21 protein-coding genes are annotated in these 21,007 nt (G+C 68.7%); 13 read left to right on the top strand and 8 right to left on the bottom strand.

Annotated elements, in window-relative coordinates:
• The first annotated feature begins 26 nt into the window (after positions 1 to 26).
• Both galK and C1746_RS12290 read left to right on the top strand, forming a co-directional pair.
• Positions 27 to 1,184: a galactokinase gene (gene galK, locus C1746_RS12295; protein ID WP_116714854.1), complete on the top strand. Its 1,158-nt coding sequence runs from the start codon at positions 27 to 29 to the stop codon at positions 1,182 to 1,184.
• Between the two features lie 29 nt (positions 1,185 to 1,213).
• Positions 1,214 to 2,566 (top strand): glycoside hydrolase family 36 protein, encoded by a 1,353-nt coding sequence (locus C1746_RS12290; protein WP_116714853.1) that lies wholly within the window; start codon positions 1,214 to 1,216, stop codon positions 2,564 to 2,566.
• Between the two features lie 59 nt (positions 2,567 to 2,625).
• On the opposite strand, the gene C1746_RS12285 is transcribed toward C1746_RS12290, so the two are convergent.
• On the bottom strand, positions 2,626 to 4,443 hold the full coding sequence (locus tag C1746_RS12285) for a vanadium-dependent haloperoxidase (protein WP_162867678.1): 1,818 nt from the start codon (positions 4,441 to 4,443) through the stop codon (positions 2,626 to 2,628).
• Between the two features lie 51 nt (positions 4,444 to 4,494).
• On the opposite strand from C1746_RS12285, the gene C1746_RS12280 reads away from it, so the two are divergent.
• The 4 genes from C1746_RS12280 (at position 4,495) to C1746_RS12265 (ending at position 7,771) form a co-directional block, all read left to right on the top strand.
• Positions 4,495 to 4,950, top strand: coding sequence for a hypothetical protein (locus C1746_RS12280; protein WP_116714851.1), 456 nt, complete (start codon positions 4,495 to 4,497; stop codon positions 4,948 to 4,950).
• A 59-nt stretch (positions 4,951 to 5,009) separates the two neighbouring features.
• Positions 5,010 to 5,666, top strand: a complete 657-nt coding sequence (locus C1746_RS12275) for an AzlC family ABC transporter permease (RefSeq protein WP_116714850.1) — start codon at positions 5,010 to 5,012, stop codon at positions 5,664 to 5,666.
• Positions 5,663 to 5,992: an AzlD domain-containing protein gene (locus C1746_RS12270; RefSeq protein WP_116714849.1), complete on the top strand. Its 330-nt coding sequence runs from the start codon at positions 5,663 to 5,665 to the stop codon at positions 5,990 to 5,992. The genes C1746_RS12275 and C1746_RS12270 overlap by 4 nt, the downstream gene beginning before the upstream one ends.
• A 162-nt stretch (positions 5,993 to 6,154) precedes the next feature.
• Positions 6,155 to 7,771 (top strand): long-chain-fatty-acid--CoA ligase, encoded by a 1,617-nt coding sequence (locus tag C1746_RS12265; protein ID WP_116714848.1) that lies wholly within the window; start codon positions 6,155 to 6,157, stop codon positions 7,769 to 7,771.
• On the opposite strand, the gene C1746_RS12260 is transcribed toward C1746_RS12265, so the two are convergent.
• Positions 7,768 to 8,688 carry an alpha/beta hydrolase gene (locus C1746_RS12260; protein WP_116714847.1) on the bottom strand — a complete coding sequence of 307 codons (921 nt, stop codon included), beginning with the start codon at positions 8,686 to 8,688 and terminating at the stop codon, positions 7,768 to 7,770. The genes C1746_RS12265 and C1746_RS12260 overlap by 4 nt on opposite strands.
• A gap of 41 nt (positions 8,689 to 8,729) precedes the next feature.
• On the opposite strand from C1746_RS12260, the gene C1746_RS12255 reads away from it, so the two are divergent.
• The gene (locus tag C1746_RS12255; protein ID WP_116714846.1) at positions 8,730 to 9,803 is read left to right on the top strand and encodes an adenosine deaminase; all 1,074 of its coding nucleotides are present in this window, start codon (positions 8,730 to 8,732) and stop codon (positions 9,801 to 9,803) included.
• Between the two features lie 77 nt (positions 9,804 to 9,880).
• Positions 9,881 to 10,954 (top strand): aminotransferase class V-fold PLP-dependent enzyme, encoded by a 1,074-nt coding sequence (locus C1746_RS12250; protein ID WP_116714845.1) that lies wholly within the window; start codon positions 9,881 to 9,883, stop codon positions 10,952 to 10,954.
• Here C1746_RS12250 and C1746_RS12245 read toward each other — a convergent pair.
• The gene (locus tag C1746_RS12245; RefSeq protein ID WP_116714844.1) at positions 10,951 to 11,736 is read right to left on the bottom strand and encodes an SDR family NAD(P)-dependent oxidoreductase; all 786 of its coding nucleotides are present in this window, start codon (positions 11,734 to 11,736) and stop codon (positions 10,951 to 10,953) included. The genes C1746_RS12250 and C1746_RS12245 overlap by 4 nt on opposite strands.
• A gap of 59 nt (positions 11,737 to 11,795) precedes the next feature.
• On the opposite strand from C1746_RS12245, the gene typA reads away from it, so the two are divergent.
• Complete coding sequence (gene typA / locus C1746_RS12240) at positions 11,796 to 13,724, top strand: translational GTPase TypA (protein ID WP_116715696.1); 1,929 nt, start codon at positions 11,796 to 11,798, stop codon at positions 13,722 to 13,724.
• A 15-nt stretch (positions 13,725 to 13,739) separates the two neighbouring features.
• On the top strand, positions 13,740 to 14,228 hold the full coding sequence (locus C1746_RS12235) for a hypothetical protein (protein ID WP_116714843.1): 489 nt from the start codon (positions 13,740 to 13,742) through the stop codon (positions 14,226 to 14,228).
• A gap of 21 nt (positions 14,229 to 14,249) precedes the next feature.
• Here the strand turns inward: C1746_RS12235 and C1746_RS12230 are convergent, their stop codons facing one another.
• The 3 genes from C1746_RS12230 to C1746_RS12220 all read right to left on the bottom strand — a co-directional run bounded on the left by C1746_RS12230 (position 14,250) and on the right by C1746_RS12220 (position 18,067).
• Positions 14,250 to 15,422: a hypothetical protein gene (locus C1746_RS12230; protein ID WP_205711832.1), complete on the bottom strand. Its 1,173-nt coding sequence runs from the start codon at positions 15,420 to 15,422 to the stop codon at positions 14,250 to 14,252.
• Between the two features lie 95 nt (positions 15,423 to 15,517).
• A complete protein-coding gene (locus tag C1746_RS12225; protein ID WP_116714841.1) occupies positions 15,518 to 17,641 on the bottom strand; it encodes an ATP-dependent helicase in 2,124 nt (707 codons plus the stop codon).
• A 36-nt stretch (positions 17,642 to 17,677) separates the two neighbouring features.
• A complete protein-coding gene (locus C1746_RS12220; protein ID WP_205711831.1) occupies positions 17,678 to 18,067 on the bottom strand; it encodes a DUF952 domain-containing protein in 390 nt (129 codons plus the stop codon).
• Positions 18,068 to 18,092: 25 nt separating this feature from the next.
• Here C1746_RS12220 and C1746_RS12215 point away from each other — a divergent pair, with 25 nt between their 5' ends.
• Genes C1746_RS12215 through C1746_RS12205 form a run of 3 tightly spaced genes read left to right on the top strand, consistent with a single transcriptional unit; the run spans position 18,093 to position 19,920 of the window.
• Positions 18,093 to 18,515: a DUF1330 domain-containing protein gene (locus C1746_RS12215; protein WP_116714839.1), complete on the top strand. Its 423-nt coding sequence runs from the start codon at positions 18,093 to 18,095 to the stop codon at positions 18,513 to 18,515.
• Positions 18,512 to 19,576 carry a hypothetical protein gene (locus C1746_RS12210; RefSeq protein WP_116714838.1) on the top strand — a complete coding sequence of 355 codons (1,065 nt, stop codon included), beginning with the start codon at positions 18,512 to 18,514 and terminating at the stop codon, positions 19,574 to 19,576. The genes C1746_RS12215 and C1746_RS12210 overlap by 4 nt, the downstream gene beginning before the upstream one ends.
• A 53-nt stretch (positions 19,577 to 19,629) precedes the next feature.
• A complete protein-coding gene (locus C1746_RS12205; RefSeq protein WP_116714837.1) occupies positions 19,630 to 19,920 on the top strand; it encodes a hypothetical protein in 291 nt (96 codons plus the stop codon).
• Between the two features lie 9 nt (positions 19,921 to 19,929).
• Here C1746_RS12205 and nusB read toward each other — a convergent pair whose 3' ends face one another.
• Complete coding sequence (nusB, locus tag C1746_RS12200) at positions 19,930 to 20,367, bottom strand: transcription antitermination factor NusB (protein ID WP_116715695.1); 438 nt, start codon at positions 20,365 to 20,367, stop codon at positions 19,930 to 19,932.
• An 80-nt stretch (positions 20,368 to 20,447) separates the two neighbouring features.
• A complete protein-coding gene (gene efp, locus C1746_RS12195; protein ID WP_116714836.1) occupies positions 20,448 to 21,005 on the bottom strand; it encodes an elongation factor P in 558 nt (185 codons plus the stop codon).
• Positions 21,006 to 21,007: the final 2 nt, after the last annotated feature.

Here is a 21,007-nt window from a genome sequence, read left to right as displayed (position 1 = left end):
GCTGGGGACGTGAACGGGTCGGCGCGATGAACCCGGAGACCGAGCAGCGTGCCCGCGACCTGCTGGGACGACCCGCCCATCGCGTGGCCAGCGCACCGGGGCGGGTCAACCTCATCGGCGAGCACACCGACTACAACGACGGCTTCGCCATGCCCTTCGCCATCCAGCAGCGGTGTGTCGCGGCCGTCGCGGAGCGAGACGATGGAGTCGTCACCGTCACCTCGGCCCAATACGAGGGATCGGTGACGTTCGACGTCACCACGCAGCCCGGTGACGTGGACGGCTGGGCAGCACTGGCGGCTGGGGTCGTCTGGTCGCTGCGCGAGGCCGGGGTCGACGTGCCGGGCGCCGACCTCGCCGTCAGCTCGGAGGTCTGGGGCGGTGCCGGTCTCTCCTCCTCCGCCGCCGTCGAGAGCGCCATCGCGCTGGCGCTCGGGGCGGGTGAGGCCTTGGCACAGCAGTACGGGGAGGATGCGCTGGCCCAGCTGACGCTGCTGCTGCAGCGCGCGGAGAACGAGTACGTGGGCGCCCCGACCGGCATCCTGGACCAGAGCGCATCGCTTCGCGCCACGGCCGAGCACCTGGTGCTGCTGGACTGCCGAACCCGCGAGATCGAGCTGATCCCGATGGATCTTGGGGCCGCCGGACTATCGCTGCTGGTCATCGACTCCATGGCCAGCCACTCCCACGCCGACGGCGAGTACGCCGCACGCCGAGCGAGCTGTGAGGCGGCCGCGACGGCACTGGGCGTGTCTGCCCTGCGCGATGCCGACATGACGATGCTCGACGCCGCCGCGCTCCCCGACGAGCTGCACCGCCGCGCGCGCCACATCATCACCGAGAACGATCGTGTGCTCGCTGTTGCCGCCCTCCTGCAGGAGGGCAGCGATCCACGTCTGACCGGTCCCCTCCTGACGGCCTCCCACACCTCGATGCGTGATGACTTCGAGATCACCGTGCCCGAGGTCGATGTCGCCGTCGAAACCGCCCTCGCGGCCGGGGTCTTCGGAGCCCGCATGACCGGCGGCGGGTTCGGCGGGTGTGTGATCGCATTGATCGACACCGACCGCGCCGAGGCCGTGGTGAGCGCCGTCGAGGCCGCGTTCGACCGGCATGGCTTCACCGCACCACGACACGTCCTGGCGGCGCCCATGCCGGGTGCCGCGATCCACGATCCGGCCTAGACCGAACTGCTCGAAGAGGTTGCCTCCGCATGCACCACTCCTTCCACGATGTTGTCGACGTCGACGTCGACCCGACGCAGGCGCTCGTCGCCGAGCAGGGCTGGCAATCGTGGTCGCCCTCCGACAGCTACCGGGTTGATCAGCGGCCGCCTCGGGCCACGACCGAGAACCTCCACCGGCTGTGCTACCGCGGTGATCGGGAGATGGACCCGGGTGTGTTCCGCAGTCACGGTGTCATGGCCGTCCAGCACCACGTGTTCGGGCCGGTGACGGTGATCGCAGGTCGCGACCCCCGCAACGTCGTTCCCGAGATCCGGGCAGAGCTCCGGGAGGACCGGGTGGTGGTCAGCGCCGACGCTCCGGTGGACGTGACCGTCGACCACGGGCCCGACGGCGTCGACGGCGCGTTGGCCCGCTGGGCAGACAGGGTGGCGAACGAGGCCAGGGTCGGCGACGTGCCCGCCGCCCCGACGGTGTGGTGTAGCTGGTACCACTACTTCACGCAGGTGGCCGAGTCCGACATCGACGAGAACGTCAAGGCGGTGAAGGACCTCGACCTGCCGATCGACGTCATCCAGATCGACGACGGGTACCAAGCCGAGATCGGTGACTGGTTGACGCCGTCGGACCGGTTCGCCTCCGTCCCCGGAGCCTTCGCTCGGATCCACGACGAGGGCTTCCGGTCCGGTGTCTGGACCGCGCCGTTCTTCGTGGGTGCGCGATCAGTGGCCTTCCGCGAGCATCCGGAGCGTCTGGTGAAGGACGCCGCTGGTCGGCCGCTGGTCGTCGGACATCACTGGGACCAGCAGATCCACGCCCTCGACACGACCCACCCGTCGTCGCAGGAGTGGTTGACGGAGGTGTTCGAGTGGTTCAACCAGATCGGCTTGAGCTATCACAAGATCGACTTCGTCTACGCGGCGGCGGTGGAGGGGGTTCGTCACGAGGACGTCGACGGCATCGCCGCCTACCGCCAGGGCGTCCAGCTCATCCGGGACGTGATCGGGGCTGACCGATATCTGCTGGGATGTGGCGCGCCGCAGCTGCCCTCGATCGGGCTGGTCGACGCCATGCGCGTCTCACCGGACACCGAGCCACACCACCTGCCGAACGGCGATGACATGTCTCAGCCGTCGATTCACGCGGCGATGGTGACCGGGCGGGCCAGGGCGTACATGCACGCGCGCTTCTGGAGCAACGACCCGGACTGCATCATCGCGCGTCCCGCCATCGAGCGGCGGCACGACTGGGCAGCCCACATCGGGGCTTTCGGCGGCCTACGGGCGTCCAGCGACCGACTGGCAGACCTGGACGAGTGGGGTCTGGCGACAACCCGTCGGCTGCTGTCGGAGGTGCCGACGGCCCCGTTCATCCCCACCTAGGTCCTACACATGTGGAGGTTGACCCGGATCATCCGGTACGACCTGCGCCGGTGTACCGCCTACGACCCGCCGAAGAGCTCCTGCGCCCTGGCCCAGGCCAGTTGACCCACCTCGGCGCCGACGATGCGTCCCTGGTAGTCGTCGGCGGGGACGTGGATCCCGCCGGCAATGCGTGATCGGCCAGCCTCATCGGCTGCATCGGCGTAGGTGGCCCACTGCAGGGTGAAGGGCCTGGCAGGGCCGTCCTCGAAGATCAGCGACTCCTCCGCCACCGCCAACTCGAGGACCCCGCCGGGGAAGAAGGCATCACCGGTGAAGGCCTCGAGGACCTCGGCCGCGGCCCGGCTGAACGTCGAGTGACCGCTCACGTAACCGGCGAAGGCCGGAGTGACGAACGTCGCCATCTGGTACGGCAGCCACTCGACGCCGCGGATCCACCGCACGGTGGTCAGGCCGTCGGCGAAGAAGTTGGGAAGCCGCTGCCAGGCGAAGATGGCAATCTCACGGGCGTGGTCAGCCAAGAGCTCGTGCCGTTCGCCTGGGGCGCTCGACTCGGCCGTGATGACCTCGATCAACCCCTCCTCCAGCGGCAGGCCATCCGGGTGGTAGGCGGCCCCGCTGGGATCGCTCGACTGGCCGAGACCCGCCATGTGCCGGATCGCCGAGACGGGGCGGACGTAGTCGGTGTCCGCCTTGATGCCCCACGCCGCGACGGCAGCGTCGTGGAGGGCGCCGTTGAGTGCGAGGGCCAGCTTCACGTCCCACTCGAGTTGGCTGACGGCCTCGCCGCGACCCTCGACGTGGCGGTCCTCCTCCACGGCTGCCGTGGTCTGGAAGGCGATCGAGTTCCAGTGACCGGGCGGTGTCTCACTGGTCGGTCCGTCGGCCCAGATCTCAGCGATCACCCGCAGGTAGTCGGCCCGTGGCACCTCCTGCCGCTCGTACGGCTGCCCGGTCACCGGGTTCTCGGCGTGACCGTGGCCGTCATCGGTGCCGAGGGTGGCGTTGCCGAGCGCGCCCGGACTCACGTCGATCAGCTCCCCGTCGGCTGGGTCCAGACGGCTGCTGGCCCGGATGACGTCGAGGATCCCATCGGTGAACGCGTCAGTCCCGAACGGTGGAGGCGGCGGTGCCTCGATGGGGACACCGTCCGGACTGTCGGGTAGCGCGAAGGCGGTGACCGAGCCCCAGTGCGGACCCACGAACTCCTGCACGGTGGTTTCGAGGGGGATGCCGTTCTGGGTGACCATCTGCTCGAACTCGAGCGGCTGCCAGTGGTTCGGCTCCGGCAGGGTCGTGCCCGGCTCGCTGACCAGCAGGGGCGGGTTGCGTGGCGTGAAGTCTCCCCGGTAGCCGTCCTCGGCGTTGGACCCGTCGTCGGCGAAGGCAGTCAGGACGGCATCTGCCACCTCGATCCCGAGGGCTCCCGGCGAGCCCGGTGCCGGGTCGGCATCGACACAGGTGGCGGCCGCCAACTCGTCAAAGCGCTCGATTGCGTCGGCACCCCCGACGCTGCCCTCGTACCGGTCCCGGGCGATCTTGTCGGCAGCGTGGGAGATGGCGAGCGCCTGATCCTCCTCCTCGCCCTCGACGTCGATGCTCGCGATCACACCCGTCGCATCTTGATCGAAGGCGGCCCACGCATCCCACATGGCTGCGGAGAGGTGGTACAGGTTCCGCGCGTGCACCGTCGGCGCGGGGAAGTCGTCTCGGACCGCCTGCAGGGTGACCTCGATCCACTGCTGGACCACGGAGTGCCCGTCATCGTCCGTCACGCAGGCCGACGCCCCGGGTGCCGTGCATCCGGCCGACATCAGCACCAGGAGCATGGTGGCCGCGACCGTCCTGACTCGACAGCGAAGTGATCCACGGGGCATCGACGGCCAACTGTAGGTCCCGCCGGTCCGGACGGTACGCTGCGACCTCACATGGCCTACAAGCTTCCGAACCCCGAACGCGAACGCACCGAGCGCCGGAGGGAACTCAAGCGCCTGCGGACCAAGACCGATCCCGGTCCGGAGCGGGCGGAGCGGTCGGCCGAGCTCGCGGTGATCTTCCACGAGCACCGGGAGATCAACCACGTCATGGAGTTGGCGCAACTCGTCGTCGAGGACGTCGACGACGGGGTCGGTGTCCTGCTGTCGGCCTATCTGGACGGGGTCGAGGGTGTGGAGGACCAGATGGAGCGGCTGGCCATGCTGGCCAACGTGGGGCGCTGGACGGAGCTCACCGACCTGGAGGCTGCCGCTCGCGACAAGGGCTTGGATGCGGCGGTCCGGTGGACCAGGTCTGTGGACGACGAGATCGAGCAGGCTGAGCGACTGTCGGTCGTGGAGCGCCGGTTCGACGAGGACCTGCGGAAGCAGGTGCAGCAGTCGCTGTAGGCCAGCCGGCGGCCGCCTCGGCCGCCGCCCGCCGTGCGGCGCTCGATGGGGTCACATCGATGGCTCCGATCATCCTGGGCATGATCCCGTTCGGCCTGATCGCGGGTATCGCCTCGGTCGAGGTCGGCATGCCGGCGTGGGGGGCCGGGGCCTTCTCGGCGATCATCTTCGCCGGCGCCGCCCAACTCGCGGCGCTCGATCTTCTTGCTGGCGACGCCGGCCCGCTGGTCGTGATCGGCACGATCGCGATCATCAACACCCGCTTCGTGATGTACTCGGCCAGTCTCGCGGTGCGATTCGACGGTGAGCCGCTGTGGCGGCGGGTCCTGATGAGCTACTTCCTGACCGACCAGGCCTACGTCGTGACGATCACGAAACTGGACGCCCAGCCTTCCTATCGACCTCGACTGGCTTTCTACCTGGGCGGCGCGCTGTCCCTGTGGAGTGCCTGGCAGGTCTCCACCCTCGTCGGCGCCGTGGCTGGTGCGATCATCCCGGACTCGGTGCCGCTGGCGTTCGCCTTCCCCCTGGTGTTCATCGCCCTGATGGTTCCGGCCATCGTCGACCGGGCGACCCTGTCGGCGGCACTCAGCAGCGGCGTGGTGGCGGTGGCGGCAGCGGATCTGCCGGCGAACCTCGGACTGCTGGCGGCCGCCGGCACCGGCATCACGGTGGGGTACCTGGCGTCGCGGCGCGCCGGGGGTGAAACCGGGTGACGACCTCGATCTGGATCATCACCATCGCAGGTGGGGTGATCACGTTTCTGCTGCGGTTCTCCTTCCTCGGCCTGGCCGACCGGGCCGACCAGGTCTCCCCGCAAGTCCGTGAGGCACTCCGAATGATCCCCGCGGCGGCACTGGCGGCCCTGGTGGCTCCCGCGGTCCTGCGAGCCGGGCCGGACGGCGCGTTGGACCTGCTGAACCCGAGGGTCGTGGCCGCCGGTGTGGCGCTGCTGGTGATGTGGAAGACCCGGCACGTCGTCCTGACCCTCACCGTAGGCCTGGGTCTTCTGGTCGGGTTACAGCAGGTGGGGTGGACGTGATGCGGCGGGAGCCGGGCATCGGTCCGAGCCGGTGCGAATGCGTCGACGCATGCGTGAGTTGACCCCCGCAGAGTGGGCAAAGTCGCGCATGCGTGCCCGCAAACGACGGGTGGGCTGCGGGCACCGTTGCCTTCGCCCGACCCATCCGTAAGGATCACGGCCATGAACGCCGTGAACCGCACCGAACTGACCCCCCTGGCATTCCTCGAGCGCGCCGCGATGGTGCATCCCGACAAGATCGGGGTGGTCGACGGCGACCAGCGGCTGACCTACGGCGAACTCGGCTCCTACACCCAGACGTTCGCGCGGGCGATCATGGCCGCCGGCGTCCAGCCGGGCGAACGTGTCGCGATCCTGGCGCCGAACAGCCTGCCGGTGCTCTCGGCCCACTTCGCGGTCCCGCTGGCCGGTGCGGTCCTCGTGGCCATCAACACCAGGTTGGCGCCACCGGAGATCGCCTACATCTGCGACCACGCCAAGGTCAAGGTGCTGCTGGTCGACGCCTCGCTGTCAGCCGGAGTGGCGAAGGTGGCGGGCGAGTTCGACACGGTCGAGACCATCGTGGCCATCCCGGACCCCGCAGACGGGTCGCTGGGCACGCCGATAGAGGGCGCGGCGACCTGGGAGGAGTTCCTCTCCGGTGGGTCGGATGGAGCGGACCTGCCGTGGACGGTCGAGGACGAGACGGCGCCGATCTCGATCAACTACACCTCCGGGACCACAGGGTCGCCCAAGGGTGTGCAGTACACCCACCGCTCGGCCTACCTGAACGCGCTGGGTGAGATCATCACCTCTGGCCACTCCCCCGAGTCGGTCTACCTGTGGACCTTGCCGATGTTCCACTGCAATGGCTGGTGCACCACGTGGGGGGTGACGGCGATCAGCGGCCGACACGTCTGTCTGCGGGCGGTGACCGGTGAGGCCATCTGGAACCTCATCCAGGCGGAGGGCGTCACCCACCTGAACGCGGCACCGACGGTCCTGACCACGATGGTCAACGACCCGGCGGCCGGACCCATCGAGGGTGGCCTGATCGCGACCACGGCCGGGGCGCCGCCCAGCCCCACGATCATCAGCCAGATGGAGGCCATCGGCGCGAAGGTGGTCCACGTCTACGGGTTGACCGAGACCTACGGGCCGCACACCGTCTGCGAACCGATGCGGTCGTGGGAAGGCCTGGACCACGACGACCTGGCCGACCGGAAGTCACGTCAGGGCGTGGCAATGATCATGGCCGACCCGATCCGGGTGGTGGACGAGGACATGAACGACGTCGCGAAGGACGGGGCGACCGTCGGTGAGGTGGTCATGCGCGGCAACAACGTCATGGCTGGATATCTGGACGATCCCGAGGCCACCGAGAACGCCTTTCGGGGCGGCTGGTTTCACTCCGGCGACCTCGGCGTATGGCACCCCGACGGCACGATCGACCTGCGCGACCGGGCCAAGGACATCATCGTCAGCGGGGGCGAGAACATCTCGACCATCGAGGTCGAGCGCGCGATCCTCAAGCACGACGGCGTGCTCGAGGCGGCCGTCATCGGCATCCCCGATGAGAAGTGGGGTGAGCGGCCGAAGGCGTTCGTGGTGACCAAGGCCGGGCAGACGGTGGACACCGAGGAGATCAAGGGCCACGTCCGCGAACTGCTGGCGGGGTACAAGGTGCCGGACGCCGTCGAGGTGATCACGCAGCTGCCGAAGACCTCGACCGGGAAGGTCCAGAAGTTCGAATTGCGCGAGCAGGAGTGGGGCGACGCCGAGCGGCGCATCCAGGGTTAGAGCAGGCCGCGCAGCGCCCCCACCGTCGCCTCGACGGCCGCCTGCGCCGCCGGTGAGGTCCCGCCCATCCCGAAGAAGCCGTGGATCAACCCGTCGAAGTGCACGTTCGTCGTCGTCACGCCTGCGGCTCGGAGGGCGTTGCCGTAGTTGATCCCGTCGTCTGCCAGCGGGTCGTAGCCGGCCGTGGCGATGACCGCTGGGGCCAACCCGGACAGGTCGTCGGACTCCGTCGGGCTGAACCCCTCCCCCGGCTGGTACTGGTCGTAGAACCACCGCATCAGCTCGGCTGTCAGCTGATAGCCGGAGCCGTTCGCCGCGTGCGAGGGCGTGTCCATCGCGACGTTCATCGCCGGATAGATGAGGCACTGGGCGGCCAGGTCGGGGCCGTCAGTCCGATCCCGACAGCGCTCGGCCATCGATGCGGCCAGCAGCCCACCCGCAGAGTCCCCGGCCACCACCAGGCGGTTGGTGTTGCTCCACTCGCCCATCCCGCTGGCCGCCCACAGCAACCAGTCCCAGCAGTCCTCGTGCGCCGCGGGGTACGGGCTCTCCGGCGCCAACCGGTACTCGACGCTGACCACCACCGCGGGCAGCGCAGTGAGGGCCCGGGCGTGCGCATCGTGGGTGTCCAGATCGCCGATCACCCAGCCGCCGCCGTGGAAGAAGACCACCAGGGGCATGGGTCCCGCATGCACCGAGCGGCCCAGTGGACGGTAGATCCGGCACCACAAGCCGTCGCGGCTGACCATCTCGGTCGAGCACTCCGGCCCGGGGGCCGGGCCGCCGCCACGCCGTTCCAAGGCCACGGTTCTGAACTGCTGCCGGGCGTCGGCCGCGGTGGGCAGGTCCTGGTAGGGGGTCCGGCCGACAGCCTCGGCATCTCGGATGAACTGTGCGGTGGCTGGGTCAAGGGTCATCTGTCGTGGGGCTTTGTTCGAAGTTCGGGCATCATCGGCCCATGCCAATCGACGCCGACATCATACGAGCCGCTCCGAAGGTCCTTCTGCACGACCACCTCGACGGCGGGTTGCGCCCGACGACGGTCATCGAGTTGGCCGACGACCTCGGCTACGCCGAGCTGCCGAGCACCGATCCGGATGAGCTGACGTCGTTCTTCACCTCGGGCGCAGACCGCAAGTCGCTGCCGCTGTACCTGGAGGCGTTCAGCCACACCTCGGGCGTGATGCAGACCCATGAGGCTCTGGAGCGGGTGGCGTACGAGGCGGCGGAGGACCTGGCGGCTGACGGCGTGGTGTACGCCGAGGTGCGCTTCGCACCGGAACTCCACCTCGACCACGGCCTCGACCTGGACCAGGTCGTCGAGGCGGTCCTCGCAGGCTTCGACCGCGGCATGGGCGACTTCCCCATCGTCATCGGCACGCTGGTGACGGCGATGCGCCACGCCGCGCACTCACTCGAGATCGCCGAGCTCGCCATGCGCCACCGCGACCAGGGCGTCGTCGGCTTCGACATCGCGGGTGCCGAGGCCGGGTTCCCGCCGACGCGCCACCTGGACGCCTTCCAACTGATCCAGCGGGAGAACTCCCATATCACCATTCACGCCGGCGAGGCCTTCGGGCTGAAGTCCATCTGGGAAGCGTTGTCCTTCTGCAATGCCGAACGCCTGGGCCACGGCGTCCGGATCGTCGATGACATCATCGTCACGTCCGACGGGCGGGCGGAACTCGGTCGGCTGGCCGCCTTCGTCCGAGACCGACGGATCCCCCTCGAGATGTGCCCCACCTCCAACGTCCACACGGGCGCGGCCCCGTCGATGGCCGAGCATCCGATCGACCTGCTGAAGCGTCTCAAGTTCCGCGTGACCGTCAACACCGACAACCGCCTGATGTCAGGGGTGAGCATGAGCTCGGAGTTCCAGGCGATGGCCGACACGTTCGATTGGACACTCGAGGACCTGCGGTGGGTGACGATCAACGCGATGAAGAGCGCGTTCTGGCCCTTCGACGAACGGCTGGCCATCATCAACGACGTGATCAAGCCGGGCTACACGAAGCTGGGCGCAACCCGATAGTCGACGGCGATCCAAAGCCGGGTGGACGGCCCATTGGTCTGGCACGCCTGGCTACCGTCCGAGGCCATGGAGCTCTCATGGATGTAGCGGAGGCTCAGTCCCTCTTCAGACCTGACGGCTACTACCTGAACAGCGCAACGGTCGGCATCCCGCCGACGGCGTCGCTGGACGCCATGAAGCGGGACATGGCGGACTGGGCCGCTGGACGACTGGATCCCGTCGGCTACGACGAGGTGGTGCATCAGGCCCGTCGTGCGTTCGCGCGCCTGGCCCAGACGTCTGCTGAGCGGGTTGGGATCATCTCCCAGGCGTCGGTTGCCGCCGGAGTCGCCGCGACGGCCCTCCGGCCGGGCGACACCGTGCTGCTGGCGGAGGAGGACTTCACCTCCGTGCTGTTCCCGTTCCTCCAGCTGGAGTCGCATGGCGTCCACGTGGTGACGGTCCCGCTGGAGTCGATCGTCGACCGGATCGACGACACCACCACGATGGTGGCGGTAAGTGCCGCGCAGTCCGCCGACGGACGCGTGACCGACCTCGACGCCCTGGCCGGAGCGGCTGACGCCCACGAGGTGCTGACCTTCGTCGATGCAACCCAGGCGGCGTCCTGGCTGCCGCTTGGGGCCGACCGGTTCTCCATCACCGTCGCCGGCGCGTACAAGTGGTTGTGCTGTCCACGCGGCAGCGGGTTCATGACCGTGGACCCGGCCATCGCCGACCGGGTCACGCCGGTTGCGGCTGGCTGGTACGCCGGCGAGGACGTGTGGGACTCGATCTACGGTCCGCCACTGCGACTGGCGGAGGATGGGCGGCGCTTCGACCTCTCGCCGGCGTGGCTCTGCTGGGTCGGTGCCGTTCCGGCGCTGGACCTGCTGGCAGACGTCGGTGTCGCGACGATCAACGCCCACAACCTGGGGCTCGCCAACCAGACCCTCGAGGCGCTGGGCAGCGAGCCCTCCAACTCAGCCATCATCTCGCTCGACCGACCCGGTGCGGTGGACGCCCTCCAGTCGGCGGGCGTCGCCTGCGCCGGCCGGGGCGGCCGGACCCGCCTCTCCTTCCACCTCTACAACACCGAGGACGACGTGGACCGAGTGGTCGACCTGCTCTCCAACCTGCCCGGACCACGACAGACCTCTGGCTCCGGTCGCTAGTCGCGAGTACCGGTAGCCCGAGGCAGCTTCCTGGCAATCGCCCGATACAGGGGCGTGGCGGTGTGTCGCAGCACCACGAACGGCCGGTAGAACCGCGGAACCGTGCGTTCGGTCGTTCCCGTGACGATGGCCTCTTCGATGGCCGCCGCGACGTCAGTAGGTTTGCCGACCAGACCGCGTATCGGTGTCCGCTTGACCTGCTCCTGCGGGAACCCCTCGGTGGCGATGAAGCCGGGGTTCAACTGGCAGACGGTGATCCCCCGCTCCGCCCATGAGAAGGACAGGGCCTCGCTGAAGCCGACGACAGCGAACTTGCTGGCCGCGTAGGCCGCCGGCCCCAGTCCCAGCTTCCCGGCGACCGACCCGACGTTGATGACGCGGGACGGCGCGCCGGCCTCGAGCAGGTCGGCGAAGGCTGCGGTGCAGCGCATGACACCGAAGACGTTGACGTCGATGGTGCCCATGGCGTCATCGAGGTCGGCACGGCTCCGGAACGGTCCTCCGCCGATCCCGGCATTGTTGACCAGGACGTGACATGCGCCGAACTGCTCGCGCACGTCAGCTGCCAGTGCATCGACCGACTCCGTATCGGTCACGTCCACCTGGCGGGCGTGGATGCGGGCCTGCTCGGAAGCCAACCGGTCCAGCCGGTCGACGCGGCGCGCGGCCGCGACGACGGTCATGCCTCGCTCGGCCAGGCGGCGAGCCGTCGCAGCGCCGATGCCGCTGGACGCCCCGGTGACCACCGCCACCTTGTCGGCGAGTTGATAGCTCTGGGACATGGCCGAGGATGCTAGCCGAGGCAGAGGCAGCGCCACAGCAGACAGGCACACTCTGCTGCATGGCTTCCGACCCAACCCACGCCGCCACTTCCCATGGGGCCGCCACCCGGGACGACCTGCGCAACATCGCGATCGTCGCCCACGTCGACCACGGCAAGACCACGCTGGTCGACGCGATGCTGCACCAGTCGGGGACGTTCCGCGCCAACCAGGACGTGGACAAGCGCGTGATGGACTCGATGGACCTCGAGCGCGAGAAGGGCATCACGATCCTGGCCAAGCACACCGCGGTCCGGCTGCCGGCCGCAGACGGCCACGACGAGGTGAAGATCACCATCGTCGACACGCCCGGTCACGCCGACTTCGGCGGCGAGGTCGAGCGGGCCCTCACGATGGTCGACGGAATCCTGCTGCTGGTGGACGCCGCCGAGGGACCGCTCCCCCAGACCCGCTTCGTCCTGCGCAAGGCGATGTCGATGCGTCCCGCGGGATCGACGGCACGCGGCCTCCCGATGATCCTCGTGATCAACAAGATCGACCGGCCCGACGCACGGCCGGCCGAGGTGGTCGACGAGGTCTACGAACTCCTCTTCGATCTGGATGTGGACGAGGACGGCATCGACTTCCCGATCGTGTACACCAACGCCAAGGCGGGGACGTCCTCGCTGTCGCCCGACGAGCAGGGACCCGACCTCGGCGAGCTGTTCGGTGTGGTCAGAGAGACCATCCCGGCTCCGACCTTCGATCCGGAGATGCCGCTCCAAGCCCTCGTGACCAACCTCGACGCCTCGCCGTACCTGGGGCGGCTCGCCCTGTGCCGAGTCCACAACGGAACCGTCACCAAGGGGCAGCAGGTGGCGTGGATCAAGGAGGGCGGCGACACCGAGAGCGTCAGGGTGGCCGAACTCTTCACCACCGAGGGCCTGGAACGCATCTCGGTCGATGACGTCGGTCCTGGCGGCATCTGTGCCATCGCGGGGATCGACCAGGTCATGATCGGAGACACGCTGGCTGATCTGGAGGACCCACGTCCGCTCCCCGGCATCCGGATCGACGAGCCGACGCTTGCCATGACCATCGGCATCAACACCTCGCCGTTGTCGGGTCGCTCCGGCGACAAGGTGACCGCGCGGCAGCTCAAGGACCGGTTGGATCGCGAGCTGATCGGCAACGTCTCCCTCCGCGTGTCGGACACCGACCGACCGGACGCGTGGGAGGTCAAGGGTCGCGGTGAACTGCAGCTGGCCATCCTGGTCGAGCAGATGCGCCGCGAGGGCTTCGAGCTGACGGTCGGCAAGCCGCAGGTCATCCCCAAGGAGATCGATGGGACCCGCCACGAGCCGGTGGAGACCGTGACGGTCGACGTTCCCGAGGAGCACAGCGGGACGGTCACCCAACTGCTGGCGGAGCGGCGCGGGATCATGACCGCCATGACCAATCACGGCACCGGGTGGGTGCGGGCGGAGTACCGCGCTCCAACGCGGGGCCTGATCGGCTTCCGGACCGAGTTCCTGACCGCCACCCGCGGGACCGGCGTGCTGAACCGGACCTTCGAGGAGTACGTCCCGTGGATGGGAGACGTGCGGACCCGGGCGACGGGCTCGTTGGTGGCAGATCGGAAGGGTCCGACGACCTCGTTTGCGCTGCAGAACCTCGCTGACCGCGGGGTGATGTTCGTCGGTCCGGGTGAGGAGGTGTACGAGGGCATGATCGTCGGTGAGAACTCACGGGCCGAGGACATGGACCTGAACGTCACCAAGGAGAAGAAGCTCAACAACATCCGCTCGGCGACGGGTGAGGAACTGGTCCGACTGACCCCGCCGAAGAAGATGGCACTCGAGCAGTCACTGGAGTGGATGCGCGGCGACGAGTGCGTCGAGGTGACTCCGGACGCCGTGCGGCTGCGGAAGGTGGACCTGGACCAGGTGACCCGGGCGCGAGCGGCACGGCAGGCCAAGAGCGACCGTCTGGACGCGGCCACGTCATAGTGTCACCCTTATGACATGGCCAGGGTGGAGCTTCCCGAGGGATTGCGTGACCAGTCACGTTCGCTGCCGCTGAAGCTCGGCGGCGGCGGGATGGTGCTGGTCGCCGCCCTCTACCTGCAGCGGGCCTGGATGTGGGGCACCGGGCCGGTGGAGGACATCCTGGTGCAGTTCTCGAGCCTCTCCGAGGCCGAAGCGCGCGGCCGGCAGGTCGCGGTCTTCTTGGCGGCGCTGACGGTCCCCTATCTGTGGGCGGGCGTGAGGCTGCTGCTGCTCCGGGACGGTGCCGCCTCCGTCGCCGCCTTCATGACGGGGCTGTACGGCGTCGTGGCCTTGCTGCTTGCTGGCGAGGCTGCCCTGGCCGGCAACTGGACGGCGGGAGTGGGTCGGACCCTCCTCGTCGGGCTGGTCAACGGGGTGCTGACGTACCTGATCCTCCACCCGGCGACGGCCCAGGATGTGTCGCTGGCCGAGACGCGCCGGGACTACATCCGGCAACGTCGCTGAGACCAGCCAGGATCCTCGGGGTCAGGAGGCCACGGGTGCCGGCAGTGGGGCGGGCGTGACGGTGCCGGTCGGCTGCGGTCCCGGCGGGATGACCTCGGTGGGTGTGCCCTGGGGAATGGCGGACGGCGTGACCGTGCCGATCGGCTGCGGGCCAGTCGGTGGTGCTGGTGTGATCTCAGGCTCCGCCGGGGGTGACGCCGGGTCGGTGTAGCCATCCAGCAGTTCTCGGTCTCCCAACGGCTCGGGGAGTTCGACCAGCACCGGAGCGGGCGGCACACCGGGGCAGTCCTGCCCACCGATCGGCGGGATGACGGCGATCGTCACGATGACCGCGTCGTCTGTGACCTGGACCTCCGGTGGCACGATCCGCTCCGGTGGGGTCGGTTCAGATCCGTGACAGCCCTGCTCCGCCAACAGAGCGACGAACGAGGTGGTGGTAGGCGTGATGTCGGCGTCGGGCTCGAGCGACCACGGCTGGGCGTCAGCGGTCTCGGCGGACGGGATCGGCGTGATCTCCACACAGATGCGGTCCCCGAAGTCGGCCGCCCACTGGCGTCTGAGGTCGGTGTCGTCACCGAGCAGCCCCACGAACACCCGGTTGTACTGATCGCGTCTGCTCACCGACAGAATCGTGCTGGGCTCCGGTGGGTTGGCAGGCGGTGTGACCTGGCCGCGGAACTGCCGTTCGACCTCGGCCAGGTCGGCCGCCCGGTGTGGGACCTGCACGGCGGACACGGGGCCGTCGAAGCGCTCGACCAGATCCTGCTGGATCGCCTCGACATCCTCAGCGAACGCCACAACCAGCGGACCGGTGGCCGAGTCGTCCAACCACATGCCGGCGTAGGTGTCCGGGGCGCGCTCGCGAGCCCAGGCGAGGACCTCCTCGCGACCGCCCTCGAAGGTCAAGTCCCACAACTCGGGTCCGGGTGTCGGAACCCCATCCTCAGGACCCACTGGCTCGGCCGTCCGCATCGCGGCGGGTTCCGGCCGGTACTGCTGCAGTTCGTCGCAGACCGGCGCGAGGTCATCTCCGGTAGCCGGCCGCGTGACGGGCGGTGCCTCACGCGCATCCTCGGCGTCTTGAACGCCGACGTCTGTGGTCCTCTGGTCGGCGCACCCGCTCAGGAGGGCAAGGACACCGGTCACGACGATCACCGATCGCAGCACACCCGACCAGAAGGCCGTTGGCCTCAACTTCGGCTCCTCATCAGTCCGCATGCTCCTTCAGTCCGCATGACCGTGGGACGCCGAGGACGGCGGTCGGGTTCCCGAAGGGTCAGGCTCCGCAGTCACCAGAGGTCGTCGAGCAGGGCATCCACCTTCGCGGTCGCACCCCCTGCCAGGACGGGCACGTTCCGCTCGCGCGCAACCGGGCCGATCCGCTCCATGGTGTCCCGTACTGGCCCCTGCAGGAATCGGGAGACCTGGCCGTAGCTGTGGCGGTCGCCTCCGCCGAAGCGCTGATGGTAGTAGCGGAGGGGTACGTAGACGTCCAGCTCGCTCTTCGCACGGGTGAGGGCGACGTACAGCAGACGCCGTTCCTCCTCGATCTCTTCGGGGCTCCCCGTCGACATGTCAGAGGGGATCATGCCGTCAGCAGCGTGGAGGAGGTGGACGGTCTCCCACTCCAGGCCCTTGGCGGAGTGGATCGTCGAGAGGATGAGGTAGTCCTCGTCCAGGTGTGGTGGTCCTGCCAGGTCGCCGGTGGATGCGGGCGGGTCCAGGATGAGGTCGTCGAGGAAGGCCGTTCGTGATGGCGCCTCCGCGGCCAGCGCCTCGAGCTGGACCAGGTCAGCCGACCGGGCCTGATGGTCGTCGAAGGCCCGGCTGAGCACGGGCTCGTACCACTGCCGCAGGCGCTCGATCTGCGCCCCGACGTTGGCGATCGCGGTCGCCTCGAGCAGAGCCCGCCCCAGCTCGGCCACAGCAGCACGGGCGGGTGCAGGAAGCGCGTCGAGCGCGGCCGGCTCTCCCACCGAGCCAGGGTCTCCTGCCAGCACCGCCACGGCGTGCTCGGGACCAGCAGAGGCCATCGCGCCCATGATCGTCCGCGCCCGTCCCGGGCCGACGCCATCCAGTCGTTGCAGGACCCGGAACCAGGCCAGCTCGTCCATTGCGTTGTCCAGCAGACGCAGGAGGGCGACGAGGTCCTTCACGTGAGCCGACTCCAGGAACTTGAGGCCACCGAACTTCACGAACGGGATGTTGCGCCGCGCGAGCTCGAGCTCCAGGTGCGCGGAGTGATGGCCGGTCCTGAACAGCACGGCCTGGTGCATCAGGGCCACGCCCTCCTCCCGCTTGGCCAGCACCGCCTCACAGACCCGGGCTGACTGGTCCTCCTCGTCATGGCAGGTGTGCAGCCCGGGCCGGGTTCCCTCCAGCCTGTCGGTGAACAGCACCTTGCCGAATGTCGGTCGGTCCCGGACCTGGGGCATCTCAGCCACCAGGGCATTGGTCGTATCGAGGATCGGTTGGGTCGAGCGGTAGCTGCGCTCCAACCGGACGACGGTTGTTCCGGGGAAGTCGTCGGGGAACCCCAGGATGTTGTCCACGTCGGCTGAGCGGAAGCCGTAGATCGCCTGGGCGTCATCACCGACGACCGTGACGTTGGGGTTGTCAGCCCGAAGGGCCCGGACGATCTCGGCTTGGAGCGCGTTGGTGTCCTGGTACTCGTCGACCAGGACATGGTCGAAGGCCGCCCCGAGCTCCGCACCCAGGCCCGGACCGCCGTCGTCCGCCGTCGCCTCGGCCATCACCTTCCAGTACAGCAGCAGGTCGTCGTAGTCGAGCACGTTCTGCCGGCGCTTGCGGCTGCGGTACTCCGTGAAGACCCGACCGATGCCCTCGAGGTGCTCCCGGCACCACCCGAAGTGCTGGTCGAGGGTCGCCTCCAGCGGCACACGCGCGTTGATGACCCGCCCGTAGATCGCCGCCAGCGTGCCCTTGCGCGGGAACCGGCTGGTCCCCGTGGCCACCTGCATGTCGTCGCGGACCAGGTCCAGCAGATCCTCGGCGTCGGTCGCGTCGAGCAGACCGAAGTCCGGCGACAGGCCGATGCGATCGGCGTAGCGTCGCAGCAGATGGTTCGCGACCGCGTGGAAGGTCCCGCCGACGACCCGGGTGGCGGAGCCCGGCGCAGCCGCACCGCCGCTGCCCTCGGCCGCCCCGGCCTCGGCGACCATCCGTGCCGCCCGGGACCGCATCTCGCCCGCTGCCCGCCGTGTGAACGTGAGCAGCAGGATCCGCTCAGGGTCGACGCCCCTGGACACCAGCCAGGCCACGCGAGCAGCCAGGGTGGTGGTCTTGCCGGTCCCCGCGCCAGCCAGCACCAGCAACGGGCCACCCGCGTGGGTGGCCGCCTCCAACTGGGCACTGTTGAGATGGGCGAACGGACCCTCCGGATGATCGAACATGTGTCCGATCCTAGACCAAACACACGTTCGATGGCGTCAGCCGATGTCGTCCACCACGAGTGGCTCCCGGAAGACGCCGTCATCGTCGGGGTGAACCGGGACCACGGTGACGACCACGTCCTTGCGGAGCGGCCCGTACACGTGCGGAAACACGTCGTCGACGTCCACGGCTCGCTCCCACCGGAGGAACTCCTCGACGGCTGACGACGGCACCGCCAGAAGCGTCAGACCAGCCCGTCCGGCGTAGAACCGGTTGAGGGTTGCAGCGATCTGCCGACGGGTCGAGAAGTGGATGAAGCCTTCCGTGGCCAGGGACTCCGGCGTGTACTGATCAGTGGCTCGGGCCCACTCCGCTTCGACCACGACGTGGAAGAGCAAGACATCACCAGGCTCGGCACGGTCGCTGGCGGCCTCGGGCGGTGTCACGTCACCAGACCCTACGCTGGCGGGCATGTTCATCGAACCCGATCCCGATGCGGTCAGGACGTGGCTCGCGACCAACCCCGAGGGGCCGATCGTCATGCTGAACCTGCTGCGGTTTCGCGAGGTGGCGGACTACAGCCGGTCACCGGGGTTGGCGCCAAAACATCCGATCAGTGGCGCCGAGGCGTACGCACGGTACGCGGCGCACACCCAGCCGTTCCTGGTCGAGGCAGGCGCGTCGGTGACGTACATGGGCTATGGACGGGCGCCCATCATCGGGCCGCCGGAGGAGCGCTGGGACGAGGTCCTCCTGGTGCAGCACCGAAGCGCCCAGGCCTTCCTGGACTTCGCCACGAACAAGCCGTACCTGGCCGGTGTCGGGCATCGGACGGCAGCTCTGTCGGACTCACGACTCATTCCGCTGCGCACTGCGGACCTGCCGAGGGAGTGAGATCCCCGAACCGGCGGGCCCTTCAGCTGGCAGCGGTCATGCTGCTGTGCGGCGTCATCACGGCCGGCTGCTCATCCGTCACCGGTGAGGGATCGGCAGATGTCGACCCGCTTGCGACGGCCATCCCGGCCTCGTCGCCTGCGCCAGTTGGCACGGGGGCTGCCGGAGGTCCAGGGACGGCACCGGCTGGGACCGAAGAGCCGTCGCCGGTCGAGACGGAGGACGCCGCTTCGACCGATGGACCAGCCGGCGACCCGGTGATCGACCGGGAGACCCGGTTCGACGGGTCGATCGCGCCAGAGGCCAGCGGCATCGTCGTCAGCCGACGGGATCCGAGCATCTACTGGTTGGTCGACGACGGGCCCGAGACGACGTCAGTGGTGGCCATCTCCTCCGGCGGCGAGACCCTCGGCCGTGTCACCATGGCCGGCGTCGTCGGACGGGACACCGAGGACATCGCCGCCGGACCGTGCGGGCCCGAGGACCCCTCCCCCTGTCTGTTCGTCGGTGACATCGGCGACAACCTTGGCGGGACGTGGCCGAGCATCCGGATCCACCGCTTCCCGGAGCCGGATCCGACTACGACCTCGCAGGTGGAGGTGGCGACCGCGACGTACACCTACGCGGACGGGGCGCGGGATGCCGAGGCGCTGGTGGTCGACGACCTCGGCCGGCCGGTCGTGCTGTCGAAGGAGGAGGGAGTCGTGGGCGTCTACCAGTCGGACTCCTTCGCTGACGGTGTGCTGGCGCGCGTGGCGGAGATGGAGTTGCCCCGCCCGACCCTGGGCCTGCTCACCTCACAGGTCGGGCTGCACGCCACGGCGGCCGATCGCAGCCCGGACGGGACGCGCCTGCTGCTGAGAACGTACGACAGTGTCGTGGAGTTGATCGCCCCATCTCAGGAGGCTGCAGCAGATCTGTCGACCATCGCACAGTGGCGCGTTGAGGAGCCGCCGGCGCCGTTCGAGCCGCAGGGCGAGGCGATCGCCTACCTGGCCGACGGGATCAGCTACATGACGGTCTCCGAGCGCAGCAACCGGCTGACCGTCGTGCGCCGCTGATGGCTGTGGATATCCAGCTGGGACGTCGCAGACGTGGCGTACAGTTGCCTCCCATGAGCGACAAGACGGATGACGAGGACTTCAAGCGGATGATGCTGGAGTTCCGGTCGAGCGCGATGGGCGAGTTCGACAGATTTGACAAGCGCTTCGGCGGTCTCGAGGGTCGCATGGAGTCCCTCGAAGGGAACATGCGCGACTTACAGCACGAGTTCCGCCAACGAACATTGACCATGGAGACGGCGATCCTGAACTCCATCCGCGACCTCTCTCGGTCTATGGATCGCCGCTTCGAGCAGGTCGACCGCCGACTGGACCGTCTGGAGAACCCGGACCCGCCGGTGTGACTGAGCTTGCTAGACCAGCGAGCGGTCCCGTGCCACAGCAGCCAGGACGCCGTTGACGAAGCGGGGTGAGGAGTCCGTCGACAGCGACTTGGCCAACTCGACGGCCTCGTCGATGGCGACCTTGGCGGGGACCTCCTCGATGTGGAGCATCTCGGCCATGCCCAGCCGCAGTACGTTTCGGTCCACCACCGGCATGCGGTCCAGGGTCCAGCCGTCGGCCCACTCCTCGATCAGCGCGTCGATCTGGGCCCGGTAGTGGACGACGACCTCCACGAGGTACCGGGTGAAGTCGTCCACGAAGCTGCCGTCGTCACCCAGCAGCGCCTCTGCCGAACGGTCACGGACGTCGGCAGCGAACAGCACCTCGAGGGCCGCCGCGCGGGCGTCGCGGCGGGGCAGGGCTCGGTCGTTCGTCTCCACCCAGACGGGTGGAGAGGTCCCCGACATGTCTGGCTCTTCCTCGACGACCGGTTGATCTTCGACCTCACCCGAGGATGTGGCAAGGTCCTCCGCTGGATCGGGGTCGATCACGCGCGGGAGATGTACTCGCCGCTTCGGGTGTCGACCTTGATGGTCTCCCCGATGTTGAGGAACAGGGGGACCTGCACCTCTGCCCCGGTCTCCAGGGTCGCTGGCTTGGTCGCGCCGCTGACGGTGTTGCCGGCCATCCCCGGCTCGGTCTGGGTGATCTCGAGCTCGACGTTCGCGGGCAGCTGGAAGTCGATGACCTCCCCCTCGTGGAAGGTGAGCTCGATGATGTCGGACTCCTTGGTCCACAGCATCGCCTCACCGACCACGTCCGGAGGGACGAAGGTCTGCTCGTAGGTGTCGGTGTCCATGAAGACGTACTGCTCCCCGTCCTGGTACAGGTACTGCAGCTCGGTCCGGGTGACGACGGCCTGTTCCAGCTCCTCGCCAGCGCGGAAGGTCCGCTCGACGGTCTTGCCGTCGGGGACGCTCTTGATCTTGGTGCGGACGAACGCGCCGCCCTTGCCGGGCTTGACGTGCTGGAAGTAGTCGATCTTCCACAGCTTGCCGTCGATCTTGACGGTCATGCCGTTCTTCAGGTTGTTGGTTGAAACCATGG

It is taken from the genome of Euzebya tangerina (genome assembly GCF_003074135.1).
Lineage (GTDB): Bacteria > Actinomycetota > Nitriliruptoria > Euzebyales > Euzebyaceae > Euzebya > Euzebya tangerina.
Note: the sequence above shows the minus strand (reverse complement) of the source record. Positions and strands in the feature narration are given on the sequence as shown.

What these genes read in the sequence shown, in the direction of transcription:
- galK (WP_116714854.1), top strand. Translation starts at nt 27, where the DNA reads ATGAACCCGGAGACCGAGCAGCGTGCCCGCGACCTGCTGGGACGACCC.
- C1746_RS12290 (WP_116714853.1), top strand. Translation starts at nt 1,214, where the DNA reads ATGCACCACTCCTTCCACGATGTTGTCGACGTCGACGTCGACCCGACG.
- C1746_RS12285 (WP_162867678.1), bottom strand. Translation starts at nt 4,443, where the DNA reads ATGCCCCGTGGATCACTTCGCTGTCGAGTCAGGACGGTCGCGGCCACC.
- C1746_RS12280 (WP_116714851.1), top strand. Translation starts at nt 4,495, where the DNA reads ATGGCCTACAAGCTTCCGAACCCCGAACGCGAACGCACCGAGCGCCGG.
- C1746_RS12275 (WP_116714850.1), top strand. Translation starts at nt 5,010, where the DNA reads ATGGCTCCGATCATCCTGGGCATGATCCCGTTCGGCCTGATCGCGGGT.
- C1746_RS12265 (WP_116714848.1), top strand. Translation starts at nt 6,155, where the DNA reads ATGAACGCCGTGAACCGCACCGAACTGACCCCCCTGGCATTCCTCGAG.
- C1746_RS12260 (WP_116714847.1), bottom strand. Translation starts at nt 8,688, where the DNA reads ATGACCCTTGACCCAGCCACCGCACAGTTCATCCGAGATGCCGAGGCT.
- C1746_RS12255 (WP_116714846.1), top strand. Translation starts at nt 8,730, where the DNA reads ATGCCAATCGACGCCGACATCATACGAGCCGCTCCGAAGGTCCTTCTG.
- C1746_RS12250 (WP_116714845.1), top strand. Translation starts at nt 9,881, where the DNA reads ATGGATGTAGCGGAGGCTCAGTCCCTCTTCAGACCTGACGGCTACTAC.
- C1746_RS12245 (WP_116714844.1), bottom strand. Translation starts at nt 11,736, where the DNA reads ATGTCCCAGAGCTATCAACTCGCCGACAAGGTGGCGGTGGTCACCGGG.
- typA (WP_116715696.1), top strand. Translation starts at nt 11,796, where the DNA reads ATGGCTTCCGACCCAACCCACGCCGCCACTTCCCATGGGGCCGCCACC.
- C1746_RS12235 (WP_116714843.1), top strand. Translation starts at nt 13,740, where the DNA reads ATGGCCAGGGTGGAGCTTCCCGAGGGATTGCGTGACCAGTCACGTTCG.
- C1746_RS12225 (WP_116714841.1), bottom strand. Translation starts at nt 17,641, where the DNA reads ATGTTCGATCATCCGGAGGGTCCGTTCGCCCATCTCAACAGTGCCCAG.
- C1746_RS12215 (WP_116714839.1), top strand. Translation starts at nt 18,093, where the DNA reads ATGTTCATCGAACCCGATCCCGATGCGGTCAGGACGTGGCTCGCGACC.
- C1746_RS12205 (WP_116714837.1), top strand. Translation starts at nt 19,630, where the DNA reads ATGAGCGACAAGACGGATGACGAGGACTTCAAGCGGATGATGCTGGAG.
- nusB (WP_116715695.1), bottom strand. Translation starts at nt 20,367, where the DNA reads ATGTCGGGGACCTCTCCACCCGTCTGGGTGGAGACGAACGACCGAGCC.
- efp (WP_116714836.1), bottom strand. Translation starts at nt 21,005, where the DNA reads ATGGTTTCAACCAACAACCTGAAGAACGGCATGACCGTCAAGATCGAC.